Source organism: Marinoscillum sp. 108 (genome assembly GCF_902506655.1).
Taxonomy (GTDB): Bacteria; Bacteroidota; Bacteroidia; order Cytophagales; family Cyclobacteriaceae; genus Marinoscillum; species Marinoscillum luteum.
Window position 1 is genome coordinate 3,043,101 of the sequence record NZ_LR734808.1, and the last position, 17,229, is coordinate 3,060,329.

Annotated in this window: 17 protein-coding genes; 13 read left to right on the forward strand and 4 right to left on the reverse strand. The window is 45.9% G+C overall.

Features of this window, described 5'->3' with window-relative positions:
• Window positions 1-52: 52 nt before the first annotated feature.
• The 3 genes from GV030_RS12120 to GV030_RS12130 all read left to right on the forward strand — a co-directional run bounded on the left by GV030_RS12120 (window position 53) and on the right by GV030_RS12130 (window position 2,627).
• A complete protein-coding gene (locus GV030_RS12120; RefSeq protein WP_159582575.1) occupies window positions 53-754 on the forward strand; it encodes a tol-pal system YbgF family protein in 702 nt (233 codons plus the stop codon).
• A gap of 67 nt (window positions 755-821) precedes the next feature.
• On the forward strand, window positions 822-1,301 hold the full coding sequence (ribH, locus tag GV030_RS12125) for a 6,7-dimethyl-8-ribityllumazine synthase (RefSeq protein WP_159582576.1): 480 nt from the start codon (window positions 822-824) through the stop codon (window positions 1,299-1,301).
• Window positions 1,302-1,316: 15 nt separating this feature from the next.
• Complete coding sequence (locus GV030_RS12130) at window positions 1,317-2,627, forward strand: aspartate kinase (RefSeq protein WP_159582577.1); 1,311 nt, start codon at window positions 1,317-1,319, stop codon at window positions 2,625-2,627.
• Window positions 2,628-2,645: 18 nt separating this feature from the next.
• On the opposite strand, the gene GV030_RS12135 is transcribed toward GV030_RS12130, so the two are convergent.
• The 3 genes from GV030_RS12135 to GV030_RS12145 form a co-directional block, all read right to left on the reverse strand.
• Complete coding sequence (locus GV030_RS12135) at window positions 2,646-4,139, reverse strand: sodium:proton antiporter (RefSeq protein ID WP_159582578.1); 1,494 nt, start codon at window positions 4,137-4,139, stop codon at window positions 2,646-2,648.
• 66 nt (window positions 4,140-4,205) lie between these two features.
• Complete coding sequence (locus GV030_RS12140; RefSeq protein WP_159582579.1) at window positions 4,206-5,438, reverse strand: Glu/Leu/Phe/Val dehydrogenase dimerization domain-containing protein; 1,233 nt, start codon at window positions 5,436-5,438, stop codon at window positions 4,206-4,208.
• Window positions 5,439-5,500: 62 nt separating this feature from the next.
• Complete coding sequence (locus GV030_RS12145; protein WP_159582580.1) at window positions 5,501-6,547, reverse strand: anhydro-N-acetylmuramic acid kinase; 1,047 nt, start codon at window positions 6,545-6,547, stop codon at window positions 5,501-5,503.
• 39 nt (window positions 6,548-6,586) lie between these two features.
• On the opposite strand from GV030_RS12145, the gene GV030_RS12150 reads away from it, so the two are divergent.
• The 10 genes from GV030_RS12150 to GV030_RS12195 all read left to right on the forward strand — a co-directional run bounded on the left by GV030_RS12150 (window position 6,587) and on the right by GV030_RS12195 (window position 16,207).
• Complete coding sequence (locus GV030_RS12150) at window positions 6,587-7,312, forward strand: type III pantothenate kinase (protein WP_159582581.1); 726 nt, start codon at window positions 6,587-6,589, stop codon at window positions 7,310-7,312.
• Window positions 7,309-8,568, forward strand: a complete 1,260-nt coding sequence (locus GV030_RS12155; RefSeq protein ID WP_159582582.1) for a hypothetical protein — start codon at window positions 7,309-7,311, stop codon at window positions 8,566-8,568. The genes GV030_RS12150 and GV030_RS12155 overlap by 4 nt, the downstream gene beginning before the upstream one ends.
• 11 nt (window positions 8,569-8,579) lie before the next feature.
• Entirely contained in the window at window positions 8,580-9,890 is a 1,311-nt protein-coding gene (locus tag GV030_RS12160; RefSeq protein ID WP_159582583.1) for a hypothetical protein, read from the forward strand.
• Window positions 9,868-10,467, forward strand: a complete 600-nt coding sequence (gene lptC / locus GV030_RS12165; RefSeq protein ID WP_159582584.1) for an LPS export ABC transporter periplasmic protein LptC — start codon at window positions 9,868-9,870, stop codon at window positions 10,465-10,467. Before GV030_RS12160 ends, lptC begins: the two co-directional genes overlap by 23 nt.
• A gap of 184 nt (window positions 10,468-10,651) precedes the next feature.
• On the forward strand, window positions 10,652-11,938 hold the full coding sequence (locus GV030_RS12170) for a hemolysin family protein (RefSeq protein ID WP_159582585.1): 1,287 nt from the start codon (window positions 10,652-10,654) through the stop codon (window positions 11,936-11,938).
• 81 nt (window positions 11,939-12,019) lie between these two features.
• Window positions 12,020-14,170, forward strand: coding sequence for a peptidylprolyl isomerase (locus GV030_RS12175; protein ID WP_159582586.1), 2,151 nt, complete (start codon window positions 12,020-12,022; stop codon window positions 14,168-14,170).
• A gap of 49 nt (window positions 14,171-14,219) precedes the next feature.
• On the forward strand, window positions 14,220-14,480 hold the full coding sequence (locus GV030_RS12180) for a DUF493 domain-containing protein (RefSeq protein WP_159582587.1): 261 nt from the start codon (window positions 14,220-14,222) through the stop codon (window positions 14,478-14,480).
• 13 nt (window positions 14,481-14,493) lie between these two features.
• Window positions 14,494-14,727, forward strand: a complete 234-nt coding sequence (locus GV030_RS12185; RefSeq protein ID WP_159582588.1) for a 4a-hydroxytetrahydrobiopterin dehydratase — start codon at window positions 14,494-14,496, stop codon at window positions 14,725-14,727.
• Window positions 14,728-14,729: 2 nt separating this feature from the next.
• A complete protein-coding gene (gene rsmI, locus GV030_RS12190) occupies window positions 14,730-15,413 on the forward strand; it encodes a 16S rRNA (cytidine(1402)-2'-O)-methyltransferase (RefSeq protein ID WP_159582589.1) in 684 nt (227 codons plus the stop codon).
• A complete protein-coding gene (locus GV030_RS12195; protein ID WP_159582590.1) occupies window positions 15,410-16,207 on the forward strand; it encodes an inositol monophosphatase family protein in 798 nt (265 codons plus the stop codon). Before rsmI ends, GV030_RS12195 begins: the two co-directional genes overlap by 4 nt.
• Here GV030_RS12195 and GV030_RS12200 read toward each other — a convergent pair.
• Complete coding sequence (locus GV030_RS12200) at window positions 16,204-17,226, reverse strand: SPASM domain-containing protein (protein WP_159582591.1); 1,023 nt, start codon at window positions 17,224-17,226, stop codon at window positions 16,204-16,206. The two genes, GV030_RS12195 and GV030_RS12200, sit on opposite strands and share 4 nt — an antisense overlap.
• Between the last annotated feature and the right edge of the window lie 3 nt (window positions 17,227-17,229).

The following is a 17,229-nucleotide window of genomic DNA, read 5'->3' on the forward strand; positions in this document are numbered from 1 at the left end:
CAAAAAGTATAAAAAAGTATATCTTTGCGTCCTTAAAATTTCGAATTGACTAATGGCTAAAACTAAAACCAAGAAGGAAGAGGGGATTGAATTCCTGGAAGATCCTGATGTACTGGCGAGCAAGGCTGAAGAATTTTTTAACAGCAAGAGGAATAAAACCCTTGTTTTTGGTGTAGGAGGAGTGTTGGCCGCTTTAGTGGCTGTATTTCTTATTTACAGGTTCTATATCACCAACCAAAACCTGGAAGCTCAGGAAGAAATGTTCCAGGCGGTTTATTATTTCGAAGCGGATAGCCTGGGCAAAGCGCTCAATGGGGATGGGATCAACTACGGTTTCCTTGACATCATTGAAGACTATTCGGGCACCGATGCTGCGAATCTTTCCAGCTTTTATGCCGGCGCTACTTATTTGAAAATGGGAGATTACTCTTCAGCGCTCCGATATCTTTCGGATTTCAGCAGTGGCGACTACCTGGTGCAGGCCAGAGCGTATTCACTGATGGGTGATGCTCACATGGAGTTGGAAGATTATTCGTCTGCATCCTCCGCTTATCAGAAGGCAGCCAATTATAAATCAAACGAGCAGTATTCTCCGATATACCTGCAGAAAGCAGCTATCGCACAGGAAAACAATGGCGACTTTGCCGCTGCGGCTAAGTCTTATGGCAAGATTGTGGATGAGTTTCCTAATTCATCATTGGTGCAGGAAGCGAAGAAACAGAAGGCCAGATTACAGGGACTGGCTGCCAATTAATATTTTAGAATTTCAAAACATGAAATCTAAGGGATAAGGCAGCTAGCTTTATCCCTTTTTTTGCTTTATGGCTACAGCTTTAAAAAATCTCAGCGACAATAAAACTTCAGGGATCAGGGATATCTCCGGAGCGAAGTTTGGTATAGTGGTTTCAGAGTGGAATGAAGAGGTCACCGAGGCCCTGTATTCCGGAGCATTCGAAACCCTCATGGCACTGGGCGCTACCCGTGAGCACATAGAACGTATGAACGTGCCTGGAAGCTTCGAGCTCAGTCTGGGAGCTCAGTGGATGGCCAAAAGAAACGATATTGATGCAGTGATCACCCTTGGCTGTGTCATTCAAGGTGAAACCCGACACTTTGATTTTATCTGTCAGGCATGTGCCAATGGCATTACCGAAGTGGGCCTCAAATATGACAAGCCTGTGATCTTCGGTGTACTGACCACAGAAACCCAAAAACAAGCCATGGACCGTGCCGGAGGCCGACATGGAAATAAAGGAGATGAAGCCGCTGCCACAGCGGTGAAAATGTTGAGTGTTAAATAAATCAAGGTTTTAGGGATGAAAGTTTTAAAGTTTGGCGGGACCTCAGTAGGCTCCCCGGAGAGAATGCAAGAGGTTGCAGAGATCATCACAGGGGTTTCTGGTAAGAAAATCGTGGTGCTGTCTGCGGTATCCGGTACTACCAATATTCTGGTTTCCATAGGCGAGTTCTGTGCCAATGATCAACGCGAAGAAGCCATCGCCGTGGCTCAGGATCTGAGACAGAAGTATTATGATTTTGTAAGGAAGTTGTTTCCAAAGGAAGACTTTGCTTCCCAAAATACTGCTTTTGTAGACGAGATTTTTGACAACATTGAGCAACTGGCCCATCAGAAATATTCTGATCAGGTAGCGAAGATGTTGGTGGCCCAGGGAGAGATACTTTCCACAAGGTTTTTCACCGACTACCTCAAAATGACAGGTAAACGTTGTGAGATGATCATGGCGCAGGATTTTATGACCCTGGACAAAGAAGCCGAACCGGATCTGAAAACCACCAAGGTCAAATTGGATCACCTACTGGCAGGTCAAAAGGAAAACATCATTATCACACAGGGCTATATCGCCCGGAGTGCAGCCGGAGGAATAGACAACTTGAGAAGAGGCGGTAGTGATTATTCAGCAACCATTATCGGTGCCATTTTGGGAGCAGAAGAGGTTCAGATCTGGACGGATATCGACGGGATGCACAATAATGATCCCCGGATCATCAAGACCACTCATCCCATTGCCCGATTAAGTTTCGAGGAGGCCAGTGAGTTGGCTTATTTTGGTGCCAAAGTGCTGCACCCACATTGTATTGTCCCTGCTCAGATGCACGAGGTGCCCGTGCGAATTAAAAACACCATGGATCCGGCTGCTCATGGCACGCTGATCTCGGCGGAGCAGGAGCCAGAGGCTGTGAAGGCCATTGCTGCCAAGGACCACATCACGGCCATCAAAATCAAATCGAGCCGAATGGTAATGGCTTACGGTTTCCTGAAGAAAGTCTTCGAGGTTTTCGAAAAGTACAAGACACCGATAGACATGATCACTACTTCAGAGATAGCCGTGTCACTCACCATTGACAATTCGGAATTCCTTAAAGAGATCAAAGCGGAGATTTCTAAATATGGTACCGTGGAGATTGATAAGAATCAGACGATCATCTGCATCGTAGGTGACCTCATTGCTGAACGCAAAGGGGTGGGCAGTGCCATTTTCAATGCATTGGATGAAGTACCACTCAGAATGATCTCATACGGAGGAAGCCGAAACAATATTTCATTGCTGGTAGCTGAGGAGTATAAGAAAGAAGCACTAATCAAACTTCACGAAGCCTTGTTTTAAGGCTTCGCTGTAGTTTAGTTAGATCCATTCGAAGTAAAAGAATACCAACCATACGATTACCAACAGAGGTACCAGGAACGGGATCGAAAAACGGAGAATGTATCCGAAAAACGAAGGCATTTTGATACCCACCTGCTCCGCGATGGATTTCACCATAAAATTGGGGCCATTGCCGATATAGGTCATGGCTCCAAAAAATACTGCTGCGATGGAAATCGCCTTGAGCTCTAAGATAGAGTTGGCATACGCACCCTGTGAATAGCCGATGACCTCAGACACTTTGTTGATACTGGCCCCATCTGCCGCCATACCAGCCGTCAGGAAGTTGACATAAGTAGGGGCATTATCCAAAAATCCTGAAAGTAAACCAGTGCCCCAATACAGCGTGTTATGCGTAATGAGCGCTGCACCTTCCGGCGATTTAGCAAAATTGCCCACTAACTCCAGAGCAGGCATCATCGTACCGAAAATCCCCACAAAGATAAAAGCCACCTCACGAATGGGCTCGAAGCTGAAATCATTACCGCTTAGCGCTTGCTTGTCCGCGAACCGGTAAGAGAGGTAAGCCGCGGCCAGCATGATGATCTCGCGGATGTAAGAAAACTTCTGACCTTCGTAATGAATGCCCGGCACCCAGGGAAACACATTCGGATCCAGAAAAACTGCCCCCACAACAACCGCCAGCCAGATGAAATTTCGGGATCCCCGAAGGCCAATCTTTCCTGTTGGTGTCGCTATTTCTTCCCCAAAGGAATAATCAGCTTTGTTTCCCTTATCCATAAAATAGAATACAATCAGCAAGAGGATAACCGCAAAAATCCAAGGTAAGAGGTTATGAGAGAGCGTCCAGAAAAAAGGAATCCCTTTCAAAAAACCAAGGAAAAGGGGCGGGTCACCAATTGGAGTAAGTGAACCACCAATATTGCTGATGACAAAGATGAAAAAGATGATGTGATAGGACTTGATTCTGTTTTTGTTCAGCCGAATGAAAGGACGGATCAAAAGCATGGAAGCACCCGTAGTACCGATGATGTTGGCAATGATGGCTCCAAAGGCCAACAGCGCAACATTGGTAAGGGGAGCAGCCTTCTTGTCCACAATGATCATGATGCCTCCAGATGCCACAAAAAGCCCGGTGAGCAGGGCAATGAACTGTACATACTCAAACAGCGCATGCACAGGGCTATGGTGGTTACCCAGACCAAAAAGGTAATACGACACCACTAGCACAGCTAATGCCACTGCTACTTTGGGATAGTTTTTATGCCAGAAGTGCTCGTAAAACAGGGGTCCGGTAGCAATCATCAGCAACAACACCGCGAAGGGAATCACGCTCCAGCCTGCCGGTCCGTGATGAGCTTCTTCAGCATGGTCGCCACTGACCGTCTCGTCAGTGGCTTCACTGCTTACTTCTTGATGATCCTGAGAAAGGTCGGATGCTGACGCCTCATATCCAATTATGCTTCCCGAAATGGCAAAAGCAAATAGGAAAAGTTTTAGATATTTATTCATTGAGGCGTTTGGGTCTTTTCTTCGTCCCTAAAATTATCATTTGCCAACTGAAAAGCAAGCGTGGGTTTAAATAAGTTGGGACAGTGCGATTTCAAATGCTGCTCTCCCAAGACCTGTTTTGCCCGGATTTTGCTGATAAACTTTATCCAAAGCAGTGGCAATTGTTTTGGAGATGTCAGTAAAGATTTCATCATCAGTTATTTTTTTATCGTTCTTTGGATCCATCAGGTAGGCAAAGGTTCTGGCCATACCACAGTTGGATATAAAATCCGTAATTAATGCTGCTCGCTCGTCTACATATTCTGCAATGGGTCCATAAAAGATGGCATCGTCTTTAAACGGCACATTTGCTCCGCATGCTACCACCTCCAAACCGTGTGAAATGAGTCCTTCCACCTGATCCTGAGTGACAAGTCTGGACGCAGCCGCCGGGATGAAAATTTCCCCGCCTATGTTCCAGATTTTTTCATTGCACTCAGCAAAAGAAAGCTGATCCTCAGCAATTAGTTTATTACCCTGGCGGTCGTAGAATAACTTCTTGATTTCTTCCAAACCAAGGCCGTTCTCATTGATGATACCGCCATCTCTGTCTATGATGCCCACAATTTTGGCACCATAATAAGATAGATACAACGCAGCAGTGGCGCCTACGTTGCCCCAGCCTTGTATGATTGCTTTCTTTTGGGTGATGTCTCCGCCCCAGAGTTGATAGTAATGACGCACGGATTCAGCTACTCCAAACCCGGTGATCATATCTGAAACGGTGTATTTTTTGTCTGAAGTAGGAATGTAGTTTTGATCTTCCAGGATTTTGGAAACCCCCTGTCTCAGGCGGCCGATCATATGAATTTTCTGAGGCTTAGGCGGGTTAAAGTGGCCGTTTACCACCCCCTCCTGCGGATGCCACAGGCCAAAGCCTTCGGTAATGGGGATAACCTCATGGATTTCATCCACATTAAGGTCGCCACCAGTGCCATAGTAATTTTTAAGAAGTGGGTATACTGCTTTATACCACCTTTTCAGGACTTCATTTTTTCTTGGGTCATTGGGGTCAAAGTTGATGCCCGATTTGGCACCACCTATCTGCGGGCCTGAAACCGTAAACTTAATTTCCATGGTTTTAGCCAGCGACTCCACCTCGCGCTTATCCAGGCCTACCCGCATACGCGTGCCACCACCAGCGGCTCCACCTCTGAGGGAATTAATGACCGCCCAGCCTTCGGCTTCAGTTTCGGGGTCTGACCATTCGAAAACGATTTCGGGCTTCTTGTTTTCAAACTTCTTAAGTAGATCTTTCATTTTTGGGGTTTTGGGGTTTTTAATCGGGTGCCAAATTTAAACAAATAAATGACCCGTGGTACCTATCCTGGCAGATGTAAGGTGCCGGAAACAGTATCTTTCTGAGCGCCAGTTACTGAAGAGAGGACGTTGGGTAGGCGAAGGGTCCTCATTAGTCCCAGAAAGGCAAAAATGAGGGCCTCTTTGAAGTCTATGAGCTGGGGAGCGGGCAGGAGAATCTCCAAATCAGGGGACACTTTTTCCTTGAGGAGTTGAATCAAAAAGTCATTGTAGGCACCACCACCCGTTAGCATCACTTTGCCCTGAACCTGACTCAGGTCATTGGCCAGCTGCTCGGCCAGAAAGTGGGAATAGGTGTACAGCCCATTTGCAGGGTTTTCAGGGGCATTTGAAAGTACCTGCGCCGACCATTGGTTACTTAGCGACTTTGGCGGTGGCAGATGAAAGTATTCCAGGCTTCTGATGTATGCGAGATATGGCATATCCATTTGTCCTGAGGAGGCCAGGTGACCTCCATCGTCAAACACATGACCCAGCTGTTTGGCGAAGTGATTGAGGATTTGATTGCAGGGGGCTACGTCCCATGCCCTGATTTGGTGGGTGTGCACAGATACATTGGCGATTCCCCCCAGGTTTACGAAGGCCTGATAATCAGGCAAGAGTTGATTTTCTCCGAAAGGAACCAAAGGAGCTCCCTGCCCACCCATTAAGACGTCCATTCCCCTGAAACCACCGACAGTCGGGGTTTGAGTGATAACACATATGGCCTCAGCATTTCCTATCTGCATCGAAAGTTGCTGCCCCGGCAGATGAAATACAGTGTGTCCATGTACCCCGATCACAGCTATGGGCAGAGAAAGGTCTTTCAGGAAGTCGTTGATTACATTTCCAATCCACCGGCCATATTGGATATCCAGCAGGGCCAGATCCCGACCTGTCAACTGATCTGCCTGTTTTAGTTGTGTGGTAATTTCCGGAGAAATGCCGATGGTTTCACTCTTAATGATTTCAAATGACCAGCCCTGTTCACTGATGAACCTGCATAAACATACATCCAGTCCGTCCAGAGACGAACCCGACATTACTCCGATTGCATAATATTCCGTCAAGGGTAGTTACTTTTGGGTTTTTGATTTGAGCCAGGGATTTTGGAAAACGAAGGTAATGTAGTGGTAGACATTGGAAATTCGAAAATTAAAACAGCGATTTTCGAAGGGGAGCGGCTGGTTTCGCGTTTTGCTGCGGATCATCTGGAGGAGGTTTTTCAGCACTATGAGAAAGCCAGCTATCGCTGGATCTTTAGCTCAGTAGGGGATGATCCCTCTGCCCATAGCCGGATAAGCGCTTTGAAGGATCACCTGATACTGTCCAGAGATACACCTCTGCCTGTCTCTTTGGATTACCAAACTCCCGAAACACTCGGAGTAGATCGCATAGCAGCTTCAGTTGGGGCATTTCATCTTTACAAGAAAAGCTGTCTGGTGATTGATGCAGGCACTTGCATTACCTATGATTTGGTAGACAAGACGGGGGTATACCGAGGCGGGGCCATCGCCCCGGGCCTGAAGATGAGGATGAAAGCCATGTCACATTTCACCAAACGGCTGCCAGATGTGAGTGCAGAATGGGAAGAAATTCCTTTAAAAACTCAGGGAAAAACCACTCGGGAGTGTTTAGTCACGGGAGCTTTTGACGGAGTGGTGCATGAAATGGATGGCTTTATTGAAGCTTTCCTGAAAGAATATGAGGATTTGGCCGTTATCCTCACCGGCGGAGATGCTAACTACTTTGAATCCAAGCTAAAAGCACCCATCTTTGCAGACTTTGATTTGGTCCTGACAGGCTTGAATACCATACTGAACTATAATAAATGAATTTCCACAAAACAGGGATCATTGTTTTTGCCCTCCTGATAGGTGCTGGTGCGTCGGCACAATTTATCGCTTCACCGTATTCCAACAATGGATTGGGAGAGGTGCTTTTTCAGGGGATGCCGAATAATTATGGCATGGGCGAGGTAGGGATAGGCTCGCCTACACCCTGGCACATCAATTTACAAAACCCGGCATTGCTCACTCACAATACCTTCAGCTCTTTTCAGGTTGGCCTGATCGGGGATTTCAGAAATCATGAAAGTACAGTAGGAAAAGACAAGGACAGTGGTGCCAGCCTGCGATTTATGGCCATGAGTTTCCCGGTGATCAGAAACCGATGGACCACCAGCTTTGCTCTGCTTCCATTGAGCTCTGTGAAATACCATACTTATAGTCAGGATAGCATAGATACTGGTGTTTTGGGCATTACCCAGTTTCAGGGAGATGGTGGGCTCTCTCAGCTCATTTGGGCCAATGGTTTTAGAATCTACAAATCCCTGGCCCTGGGTGTGAAGGCATCCTATGTTTTTGGCACAATAGATCGACAATCACGAGTTCAGATCTTCAGCGAAGACTTCAGCTCTAACTACGCCATTGCCTACCTGGAGTCCACTGCCTATTCAGATTTCAACTTTTCACTTGGCCTTTCTTACCGGTGGATTTTGCAGGAAAAGAAATTTCTCAATTTTGGAGCTACCTACGACCTCTCCAATACATTGGAGGGCACGGAAAACCAGATATTTCAACGGTTGAGACTAACCGGTACCACGGTTCAGACTCAAATCATAAAAGAAAACATCAAAACAGAATTCACTTTGCCAAAAACTTTTGGGCTGGGAGTTTCTTATGAATTGCTAAATACTTTTCAGGTAGGGGTAGATGTGAAAACACAAAACTGGAAATCGGCAAATGAAAAAACAACGGCCGTGAGCCTGAGAAACACCCAAAATGTGGCCGTTGGGGTATCATGGACGCCCGACTATCAGAGTGTAAACAGCTACTTGAAGCGGACGACTTATCGCATGGGAATGAACATGAAGCAGCTACCTTATCTGGTAAATAATAGAGAAATTAATGATTTTGGTATTAATTTTGGTGCCTCTTTTCCTGTGAGTGGTTTTTCCAGTTTGGATGCCGCCTTTAAGTTTGGCACCAGAGGGACAACGGATAGCAATCTCATAAAAGAGAATTATTTTCAGGTGGTGATCGGAGCAACGATTAATGACCGCTGGTTTGTAAAAAGAAGATACGATTAAAAAAACAGCTTATGAATTCTATTACTAAGCACCTTTTAAGTTTAGCATTTATCGTTGGGTTGGCCACTATGGCAATCGCTCAACCAGGCTGGAACTGGGGCGACTCAGTGGATAAGGCAAAAGAAAAGAATGCGCTCTACACAGATTTCGTGAGAGCTGAGAACTGGAAGGCAGCCTTGGGCCCTCACTCCTGGCTACTGAAGAATACCCCGGATCTGAATGCTTCCATTTATATCAACGGGGCCAAAATATACGAAGGGCTTGCTGACAATACAGATGACAAAGCCAAGACCCTGGAATATCAGGGAAAAGCCCTCGAAATGTACGATTTGCGAATCAAGTATTTCAATAGTGAGGCTGATGTGCTGAACCGAAAGGCCTATGTGGCTTACAAATACTACAGAGACGATCAGCCAAAGTACAAAGAACTTTACGACCTTTTTAATAAAGCCTTTGAGCTGAATGGCAATGATGTACTGATCAACAACCTGACTGCCTATATGGATGTGATCAGGAGATACAAATTGTCTGGCGGGACAATCACCGATGAGGAGGTTTTTGAGAAGTATACCAAGATCAAAGACATTATAGAAGTGAAAATAGCAGAAGGAGGCAAAGCCAGCAGTCTGGAAAAACAGGCAGATTATGTGGATAAGCTCCTGACAGCCACAGTGGATGTGGACTGTGATTTCATTCAGGAAAAACTTGGACCGAAATTCAAACAAACTAAAGACATCAATCTTGCGAAAAAGATTTTTGGTCTGATGCTACAGCAGAAGTGTACAGACAGTCCTTTGGCCATGGAAGTAGCCATAGCAGTGAATGAAGTTGAGCCTAATTTTGGGATCGCCAAGTTCATTGGGGTGAAGGCAGCTTCTGAAGGAGATCTGGACCGTGCTAAAAAATACTATGAAAAGGCTGTGGAGCTGACAGATGATAATACTAAAAAATCTGAAGTTTACCTGAGCCTGGCAAGAACAGTGGCCTCACAGGGAGGTAAAGCTGCTGCGAGATCCAATGCACGTAAGGCACTTGCCTTTGACCCATCCAATAAAGATGCTTATGCTTTCATTGGTGACCTTTATATGAATAGCTTCAACGACTGCAAGGCCGGCGAGAGCAAAGTGAAAGACAGAGCGATTTTTATTGCGGCTTACGAGATGTACCAGAAGGCCGGAGACAGTGAGAAAATGACCAGTGCCAAAGCACAGTTTCCTTCTATAGAGGAGATTTTCAGCGAAGGAAAAGAAGAAGGACAGTCGATCACGGTAGATTGTTGGATAAACGAATCAGTTCAAATTGAAAGAAGACCAGCGAATTAATTCACTAAAAAAATACGATCAAACGGTCATGGTGGTAACCCATGACCGTTTTTTTGTTTGGGGTATTGCGCTGATTGGGATATTGGTGGCATTGGGCGCTTGTCAGAACCGAAAGGAGCTCATCGATGAGCCACTGTATGATGGCCCACTGGTGATCATGGACAGCATCAATACCAAAATGAGCGATTCGGCTAAGGTGATTTTAAGACTTAAGGCTGCCAAGCAACTCAACTATGAGGGTGGAGACAGAGAGTGGCCCGAGGCGCTCTACCTTGAGTACCTGGATGATGATGGTCAGGTGGTCTCTACTTTCCGGGCGGATTATGTCTACTATACAGCAAAAGACAACCTCTACAGAGCAGAGGGTAATGTGGTGGTGAAAAACATTGAGGAGGGCGATGAGCTGAATACCGAAGAGTTGTACTGGAGTCCCAAGGATGAGCAGTTTTACACCGACAGATTTGTGACCATTCAATCTGACGATGAAGTTCACACCGGGGAAGGACTCACAGCGGATCAGGACTTTACCTCGTATAAGATTTTGAAACCTCAGGGAACACTCCTCCTAGAAGAATAATGAAACTACTGGACTATATTCTGTTTTCATTGGCCGTGGCTTTTTTCGTGATGGGCATCTATGAAACCATGGTTTTAGGAATTGGCCATGCATATGGTATTTTTATGCTTAGTTTAGGATTGTTATTTTTATTCGGTTACAGAAAAAGTAGGCGCGAACAAGAGAAATAGTATTTTTACCACCAATGGAAGACCCTTCCCTTTATTTAGGAATTTTAACATGCCTTTTGTTCTCTGCCTTTTTTTCCGGTATTGAGATTGCTTTTATTTCTGCGGACAAGCTGCACATAGAGGTAATGAGCAAGAAAGGAAGCTTCACTGGTCGGGTACTCTCAGAGTTTGTCACCAGAAGATCCTCCTTTTTGGCCACCATGCTGGTCGGCAACAACCTGAGTATTGTCCTCTATGGTATTCTGATGGCCAAATTTATTGAGCCCTGGCTGTACACAGTGCTGCCTGAAGCACTTACCGAAGACATAGTAGTGCTAATCCTGCAGTCGCTCATTTCCACGCTTATTGTCCTGATCACAGCTGAATTCCTTCCGAAAAGCCTGTTTATGCTGAATCCGGATACCATGCTGACAGTGTTTGCACTGCCCATGGCCCTGATCTATTACGCCCTGTATCCGGTGGTTTTACTGATCGTTTTCATTTCCAGGTTCATTATTACCAAGATCCTGAGGTTTGAATATTCTGAGGACAAGCCGGTATTTGGCCTGACAGACCTCAATAATTATGTGAAGAAAAACATCCTGAACATAGAGAAGGAAGAAGATGCCGAGATAGATGCCAAAATTTTCAACAACGCCATAGAGTTTAAAACCATTCGGGTGCGTGAGTGCATGATACCACGTACTGAAATTCAGGCCGTGGATGTGAGTGACAAAATTGAGGAACTCAGAAGCGCTTTCATAGATACAGGTCATTCCAAGATTTTGGTCTATAAGGAGTCCATAGATGATGTGATTGGCTATTGCCACTCCGTGGAGATGTTTAAGAAGCCCGAAAAGATCAAGGACATACTTACCCCCATCATCATCGTGCCAGAGACCATGCTGGCCAATGAGCTACTCATTCAGTTTATCACAGAGCGAAAGAGCATTGCACTGGTGGTGGACGAATATGGGGGCACCTCGGGTATAGTGACTATGGAAGATGTGATTGAGGAGATTTTTGGAGAAATCCGCGATGAGCATGATGACGAGTACCTGGTTGAGGAAAAAATTGATGATTATAATTTCATTCTAAGTGCCCGGCATGAAGTAGATTACCTCAATGACAAATACGAATGGGGGCTGCCTGTAGGCGAGTATGATACACTGGGGGGACTTATCCTGGCATTCCATGAAGACATCCCCACAGTCAATGAGACTATTTTAATACCACCATTTCATTTCACAGTTTTCACGATGGAGGAAAACCGCATTGACAAAGTGAAACTTACACTTCTGGACAAGGAAGAATCCTTGTAAATCAAAGGTTTAGATTCATTTTTTAATTAGTGTACATGTGGTTATTTTTGCCGTCTTTAAAAAAAACACGCACAGAAAAATATGGCGCTGATTAATACTTTAAGAAAGAGAATGGGCAAGGTCGTTGTAGGCTTTGTGGCTTTCTCTATGTTCGCATTTATCCTGACGGACCTGTTCCAATCCAACTCCGTTTTGCTTGGAGGAAATGACACTACCATTGCAGAAATAGCCGGTAAAGACATTTCTTATGAGCAATTCCAGGCCAAGGTTAGTGAACTCTCATACATTTTTGCAATCAACAATCAGCGGGAGCCCTCATCGGATGAGATCGAAACGATCCGCGTGCAGGCATGGAATGCGCTGATTCTGGACTATGCATACAAAGGACAGTACGATGAACTGGGAATCACCGTCACCAACTCTGAGGTGGTGGATATGGTTCAGGGAAATAACATCGACCCTCAGATCAAGCAGTTCTTTTCTGATCCCAACACAGGTGAGTTTAGCCGGGAGAACGTGGTGTCCTTCCTACAGCAGCTCAACAGCGCACCTGCTCAGCAGCGTGCATCTTGGCTCTCTTTCGAAGACAGACTTAAGCCAAACCGTTTGGTAAAGAAATATGAAAACCTTTTGGCGCTCACCAACTATGTGACTACCGCCGAGGCTAAGAGTAAGTATGAAGCGCAAGGCACCAACATGTCTGTGGATTACTTCTATGTGCCTTTCTTCAGTGTGGCCGATAGCTTATTTACCGTTTCAGAGTCTGAAATGAAAAGCTACCTGTCTGCCAATTCTGAGCAGTACCAGCGCGAAGAGTCAAGAAGTCTTAATTATGTGGTATTCCCCATTCAGCCATCAGCTGATGACTCGGCGTTTGTAAAGGAAGAAATCACCAGATTGAGAGAAGGTCTGATTAACAGCCAAAACGATTCTACCTTTGCCAATATGAATTCTGATGGTCTGAGCCCGTTCAGGTCGATCAGCGATCCGGGCTTGCTACCAGTAGGGTTAGTAGGTGCTGAAGTGGGTACCGTGACAGAGCCAACGCTGGTAGGTGACAAATATGCCATCAGCAAGCTTTCAGACATTACAGAAGGTGATGAGGCTTTCGTGAAAGCAAGACATATACTTATAGAGATGGACGGAAACTCTGAATCAGCAAAAGCTGAGGCCAGAGGGAAAGCCAATGACATCATCAGTCAACTGAAAAAGGGAGCTGACTTTGCAGAGCTGGCTGCCATCAACAGTGCTGATAAGAGCAACGCCAACAATGGTGGTGACCTGGGATGGTTTGGTGAAAACGGCAACTTTGTGCAACCGTTCAAAGACGCTGTATTTGCTCATAGAGGAACAGGCCTGTTGCCAAATCCGGTAGAAACTTCTTTTGGCTATCACATCATTCAGATAGACGAACCTAAAACCAAAACGGTATACAAAGTGGCTACCATCGAAAAAGAGCTGTTCGAAAGTGATGCTACGCTCAATGAAATTTACCGACAGGCGGATCTGCTGGCAGCTAATAGCTCTGATGCAGCTTCTTTAGCAGAAAATGCAAAAGAGGCCGGTCTGAGTGTTCGCTCAGCAAGTGCCATTGGTAAAAACGATTCAAGAGTGGGAGTACTCACAGACGCGCGAAACATTGTACTTTGGTTATACAATGAAGCCTCTGTGAACAAAGTTTCTGATGTGAAGGAATTTGATGACCAGTATGTGGTGGCAGTGATGACCGCCAGACAGCCAAAAGGTACCGCCACCTTGGCTCAGGTAGAAAATGAAATCAGAACAAAAGTTCTTAACGAGAAAAAGGCCAAATACATCAAGGATAAAATTGCGGGTCTTTCAGCATCAGACTTTGAAGGGATGAAAGCTGAATATGGCGACAAAGCCAGAACAGGCTCGGCAGACCTGACACTGAACAGCAACTCATTCCCAAGTGTGGGTTTTGCTCCTGAGGCAGTGGGCGTAGCATTCTCTCTGGATGAGGGTGAGAAGACTGCACCGTTTGAGACCTCTAATGGGGTATTGGTAGTGAGTGCTACAGCCAAAAGCACCCCTGAGCCTTTGGATGAGTATGTTTCTTACAAAACTCAGGTGGCCACAGAGAGACAAGGAAGAAAAACAGTAATTGCCAATTTCCCGCTTTCATTCACTCCGGTGTTTGTTTCACAATCACTTGACAATGCCATCAAGGAGTTCGCGGAGATTGAGGATAATCGATACAAATTCTTTTAAAGACTTCTAAAGCCAGTGAAATTCACTGGCTTTTTTTTATCTTTTAGGTATGAGTTGGGACGTAGAGTCTTTCAGAGAGAAAGTAGAACTTCAGCATAATTTTCCAGGGTACTACACTTTTAAGTTTATAGTACCCGTGGACAAGAAGAGAGAGATATTGGATTTGATACCTCCAGGAGAGATTTCCTTTAAGGAGAGCTCTGGCAAAAATTACATCAGCATCACCGCCAAAACGAAACTGGAAACGAGCCAGGCCGTACTGGATGTATATATAGCCGCCAATGAGGTTGAAGGCTGTTTTGCACTATAAAATCAAAAAGGAGATGTGGAAAGAACAAGATAACAAGCTTACGAGAACCATTGAGTTTAAGGATTTTGTGTCAGCATTTGGATTCATGTCCAAGGTGGCTATTGTGGCAGAGAAGATGAATCACCACCCTAGCTGGTCCAATGTGTACAACAAAGTTTCTTTTGAGCTCACCACCCATGATGCCGGAAATACGGTGACTGAGAAGGATCGTACCCTGGCTAAAGCTATAGACGATTTGCTGGCCTGAACATGGAGTCATCCACACGGTTATACCTGGTTCCTACCCCTATCGGAAACCTCGGGGACATCACCTTCAGGGCAGTGGAAGTTTTAAAGAGTGTGGATAAAATCCTGGCCGAAGATACCCGTACTTCCGGGGTGCTGCTGAAGCACTATGGTATCACCACTCCCACAGAGAGTTTTCACTCTTTCAATGAGCACAAGCGAACAGAAACAATCATTTCCAGAATAAAGGCTGGAGAAACTCTTGCGTTGATTACCGACGCGGGTACCCCTGGAATTTCCGATCCCGGATTCATGCTGGCCCGTGCGGCGGCCGATGAGGGAATCAAGGTAGAGTGCCTGCCAGGTGCCACGGCTTTCGTTCCGGCCCTTGTCAAGTCGGGATTGCCATCTGATAAATTCGTTTTTGAGGGGTTTCTTCCTCATAAGAAGGGTAGACAAACCCGCCTGGAATACCTGAAGGAAGAACCACGCTCCATGATCTTCTATGAATCACCACATCGATTGATAAAAACACTTGGCCAATTTGCTGAATTCATGGGAGCAGATCGGAAAGTATCGGTATCCAGGGAACTGACCAAGAAGTTTGAGGAAACCGTCAACGGTACCCTTGAAGAGGTGATCGGTTATTTCGAGGCAAAGACCATCAAAGGGGAGTTTGTGCTTATATTAGAAGGAAAGTCCAAATGACCATTGACCTGGAAAATATTGCTCAGCTTGTTGCCCGCCTGACCAGAGATACGGGCGCATTCATCCGGCAGGAAGCTTCGGCGTTCTCCATAGAGCATGTGGAGCTGAAGGGTAAAAGTGATCTGGTGTCTTATGTGGATAAGGAGACCGAAAGGAAGCTTGTTACGGGTCTGAAAGAGATTTTGCCGGAGGCTGGATACATCACTGAGGAGAATACCATCGCTCAGGATAGAAGAGCATATACCTGGATCATAGATCCCCTGGATGGTACCACGAATTTCGTGCATGGGTTGCCAACCTACGCCATTAGTATAGGACTGATGGCAGACCATGAAGTGGTCCTCGGAGTGATTTATGAGATCAACAGGGATGAGTGCTTTGTGGCCTGGAAAGAGGGTGGTTGTTTTCTGAATGATCAAAAAATTTCGGTCACAGAGGCCAGCGCCATCGACGACAGTTTATTTGCCACGGGCTTTCCAGTACATAATTTTGAAAAGCTGGATGCTTATCTGGCTATCTTGAACGAGCTCATGAAAAATGCGCACGGTCTCCGAAGGGTAGGGAGTGCGGCTGTGGACATGGCCTATGTGGCCTGCGGGCGGTATGAAGCATTTTTTGAACACAATCTTAATCCCTGGGATGTAGCAGCCGGAGTGATCATTGTGCAGGAAGCAGGAGGCACGGTTACTGATTTTCAGGGGGGCAATGAATTCTTATTTGGTCGAGAAATGGTCGCTGCTGGCCCAGTGCACGGGGAGCTACTGCGGGTGATCCAAAAACACTGGAACGACTAAGCCCAGACCTTTCCGCCTTCCGTGCAGTTCTTGCAAATTTCTATTTCATCCCTTGAAGTCAGCAGCGTTTTTCTGAAAGAGGCATAGCCATCTGAATGCCAGATATCCTTAAAAGGTTGATGAGAGGTATTGCCCAATACATGGTGCGCATCCTTATCAAAGCAGCAGGGGACCACTTTACCATCCCATGTGATCACACAGGAGTGCCACATTTTCCAGCATTCTTTGAGGAGTTTGTTTTTGAGCCGATAGGTACCATCTGGCAAGGGGGCATATCGTGAGTATTTGTCCTGTGTAGGGATCAATTCATTCCCCTGGGCATAGTCATAGATCTGGGCGGTCTTGAAGACAACCTGATCCACGCCATAGGCTTTCCCCATTTTTTTGATTTCCGGAATTTCATGTTCATTGGGGCGGACGACGAGAAATTGCCAGACGACAAAAGGGGTACGGGATTTCAGCGCTTTTTTCCATTTCAGAATGTTCTCAGTTCCCTCCAGTACCTTATTTAGTTCCCCGGTTTTGCGGTATGCCTCGTAGGTTTCCTGAGTAGCTCCATCTATGGAAATAATCATCCGGTCCAGACCTGATTCCACGGTTTGTTTGGCGATCTCGTCGGTGAGGAAGTGAGCGTTGGTGGAAGTGGCGGTGTAAATTTTTTTGTCTGTGGCGTATTTCACCATGTTCAGAAGCTGGGGATGAAGATAGGGCTCACCCTGAAAATAGAAGATAAGGTAAGCCAGTGTGTCGCCGATTTCGTCCAAAATGGTTTTGAAGAGTTGTTGATCAAGTTTGCCGGTAGGGCGGGTAAAAGAGCGCAGCCCGCTCGGGCATTCGGGGCATCGGAGGTTGCACGCCGTGGTAGGCTCTATAGAGAGGCTGATCGGCAAACCCTTGATATGAGGGGTGCCTGTTTTCCGTGACTTACGGAAAGAGGTATACACATGAAAAGCATTAATTAGCCGTTTAAGGGTTAGCTTTGAGGCCAATTGTAAGCTATCATTGATGTTGATATACATAGT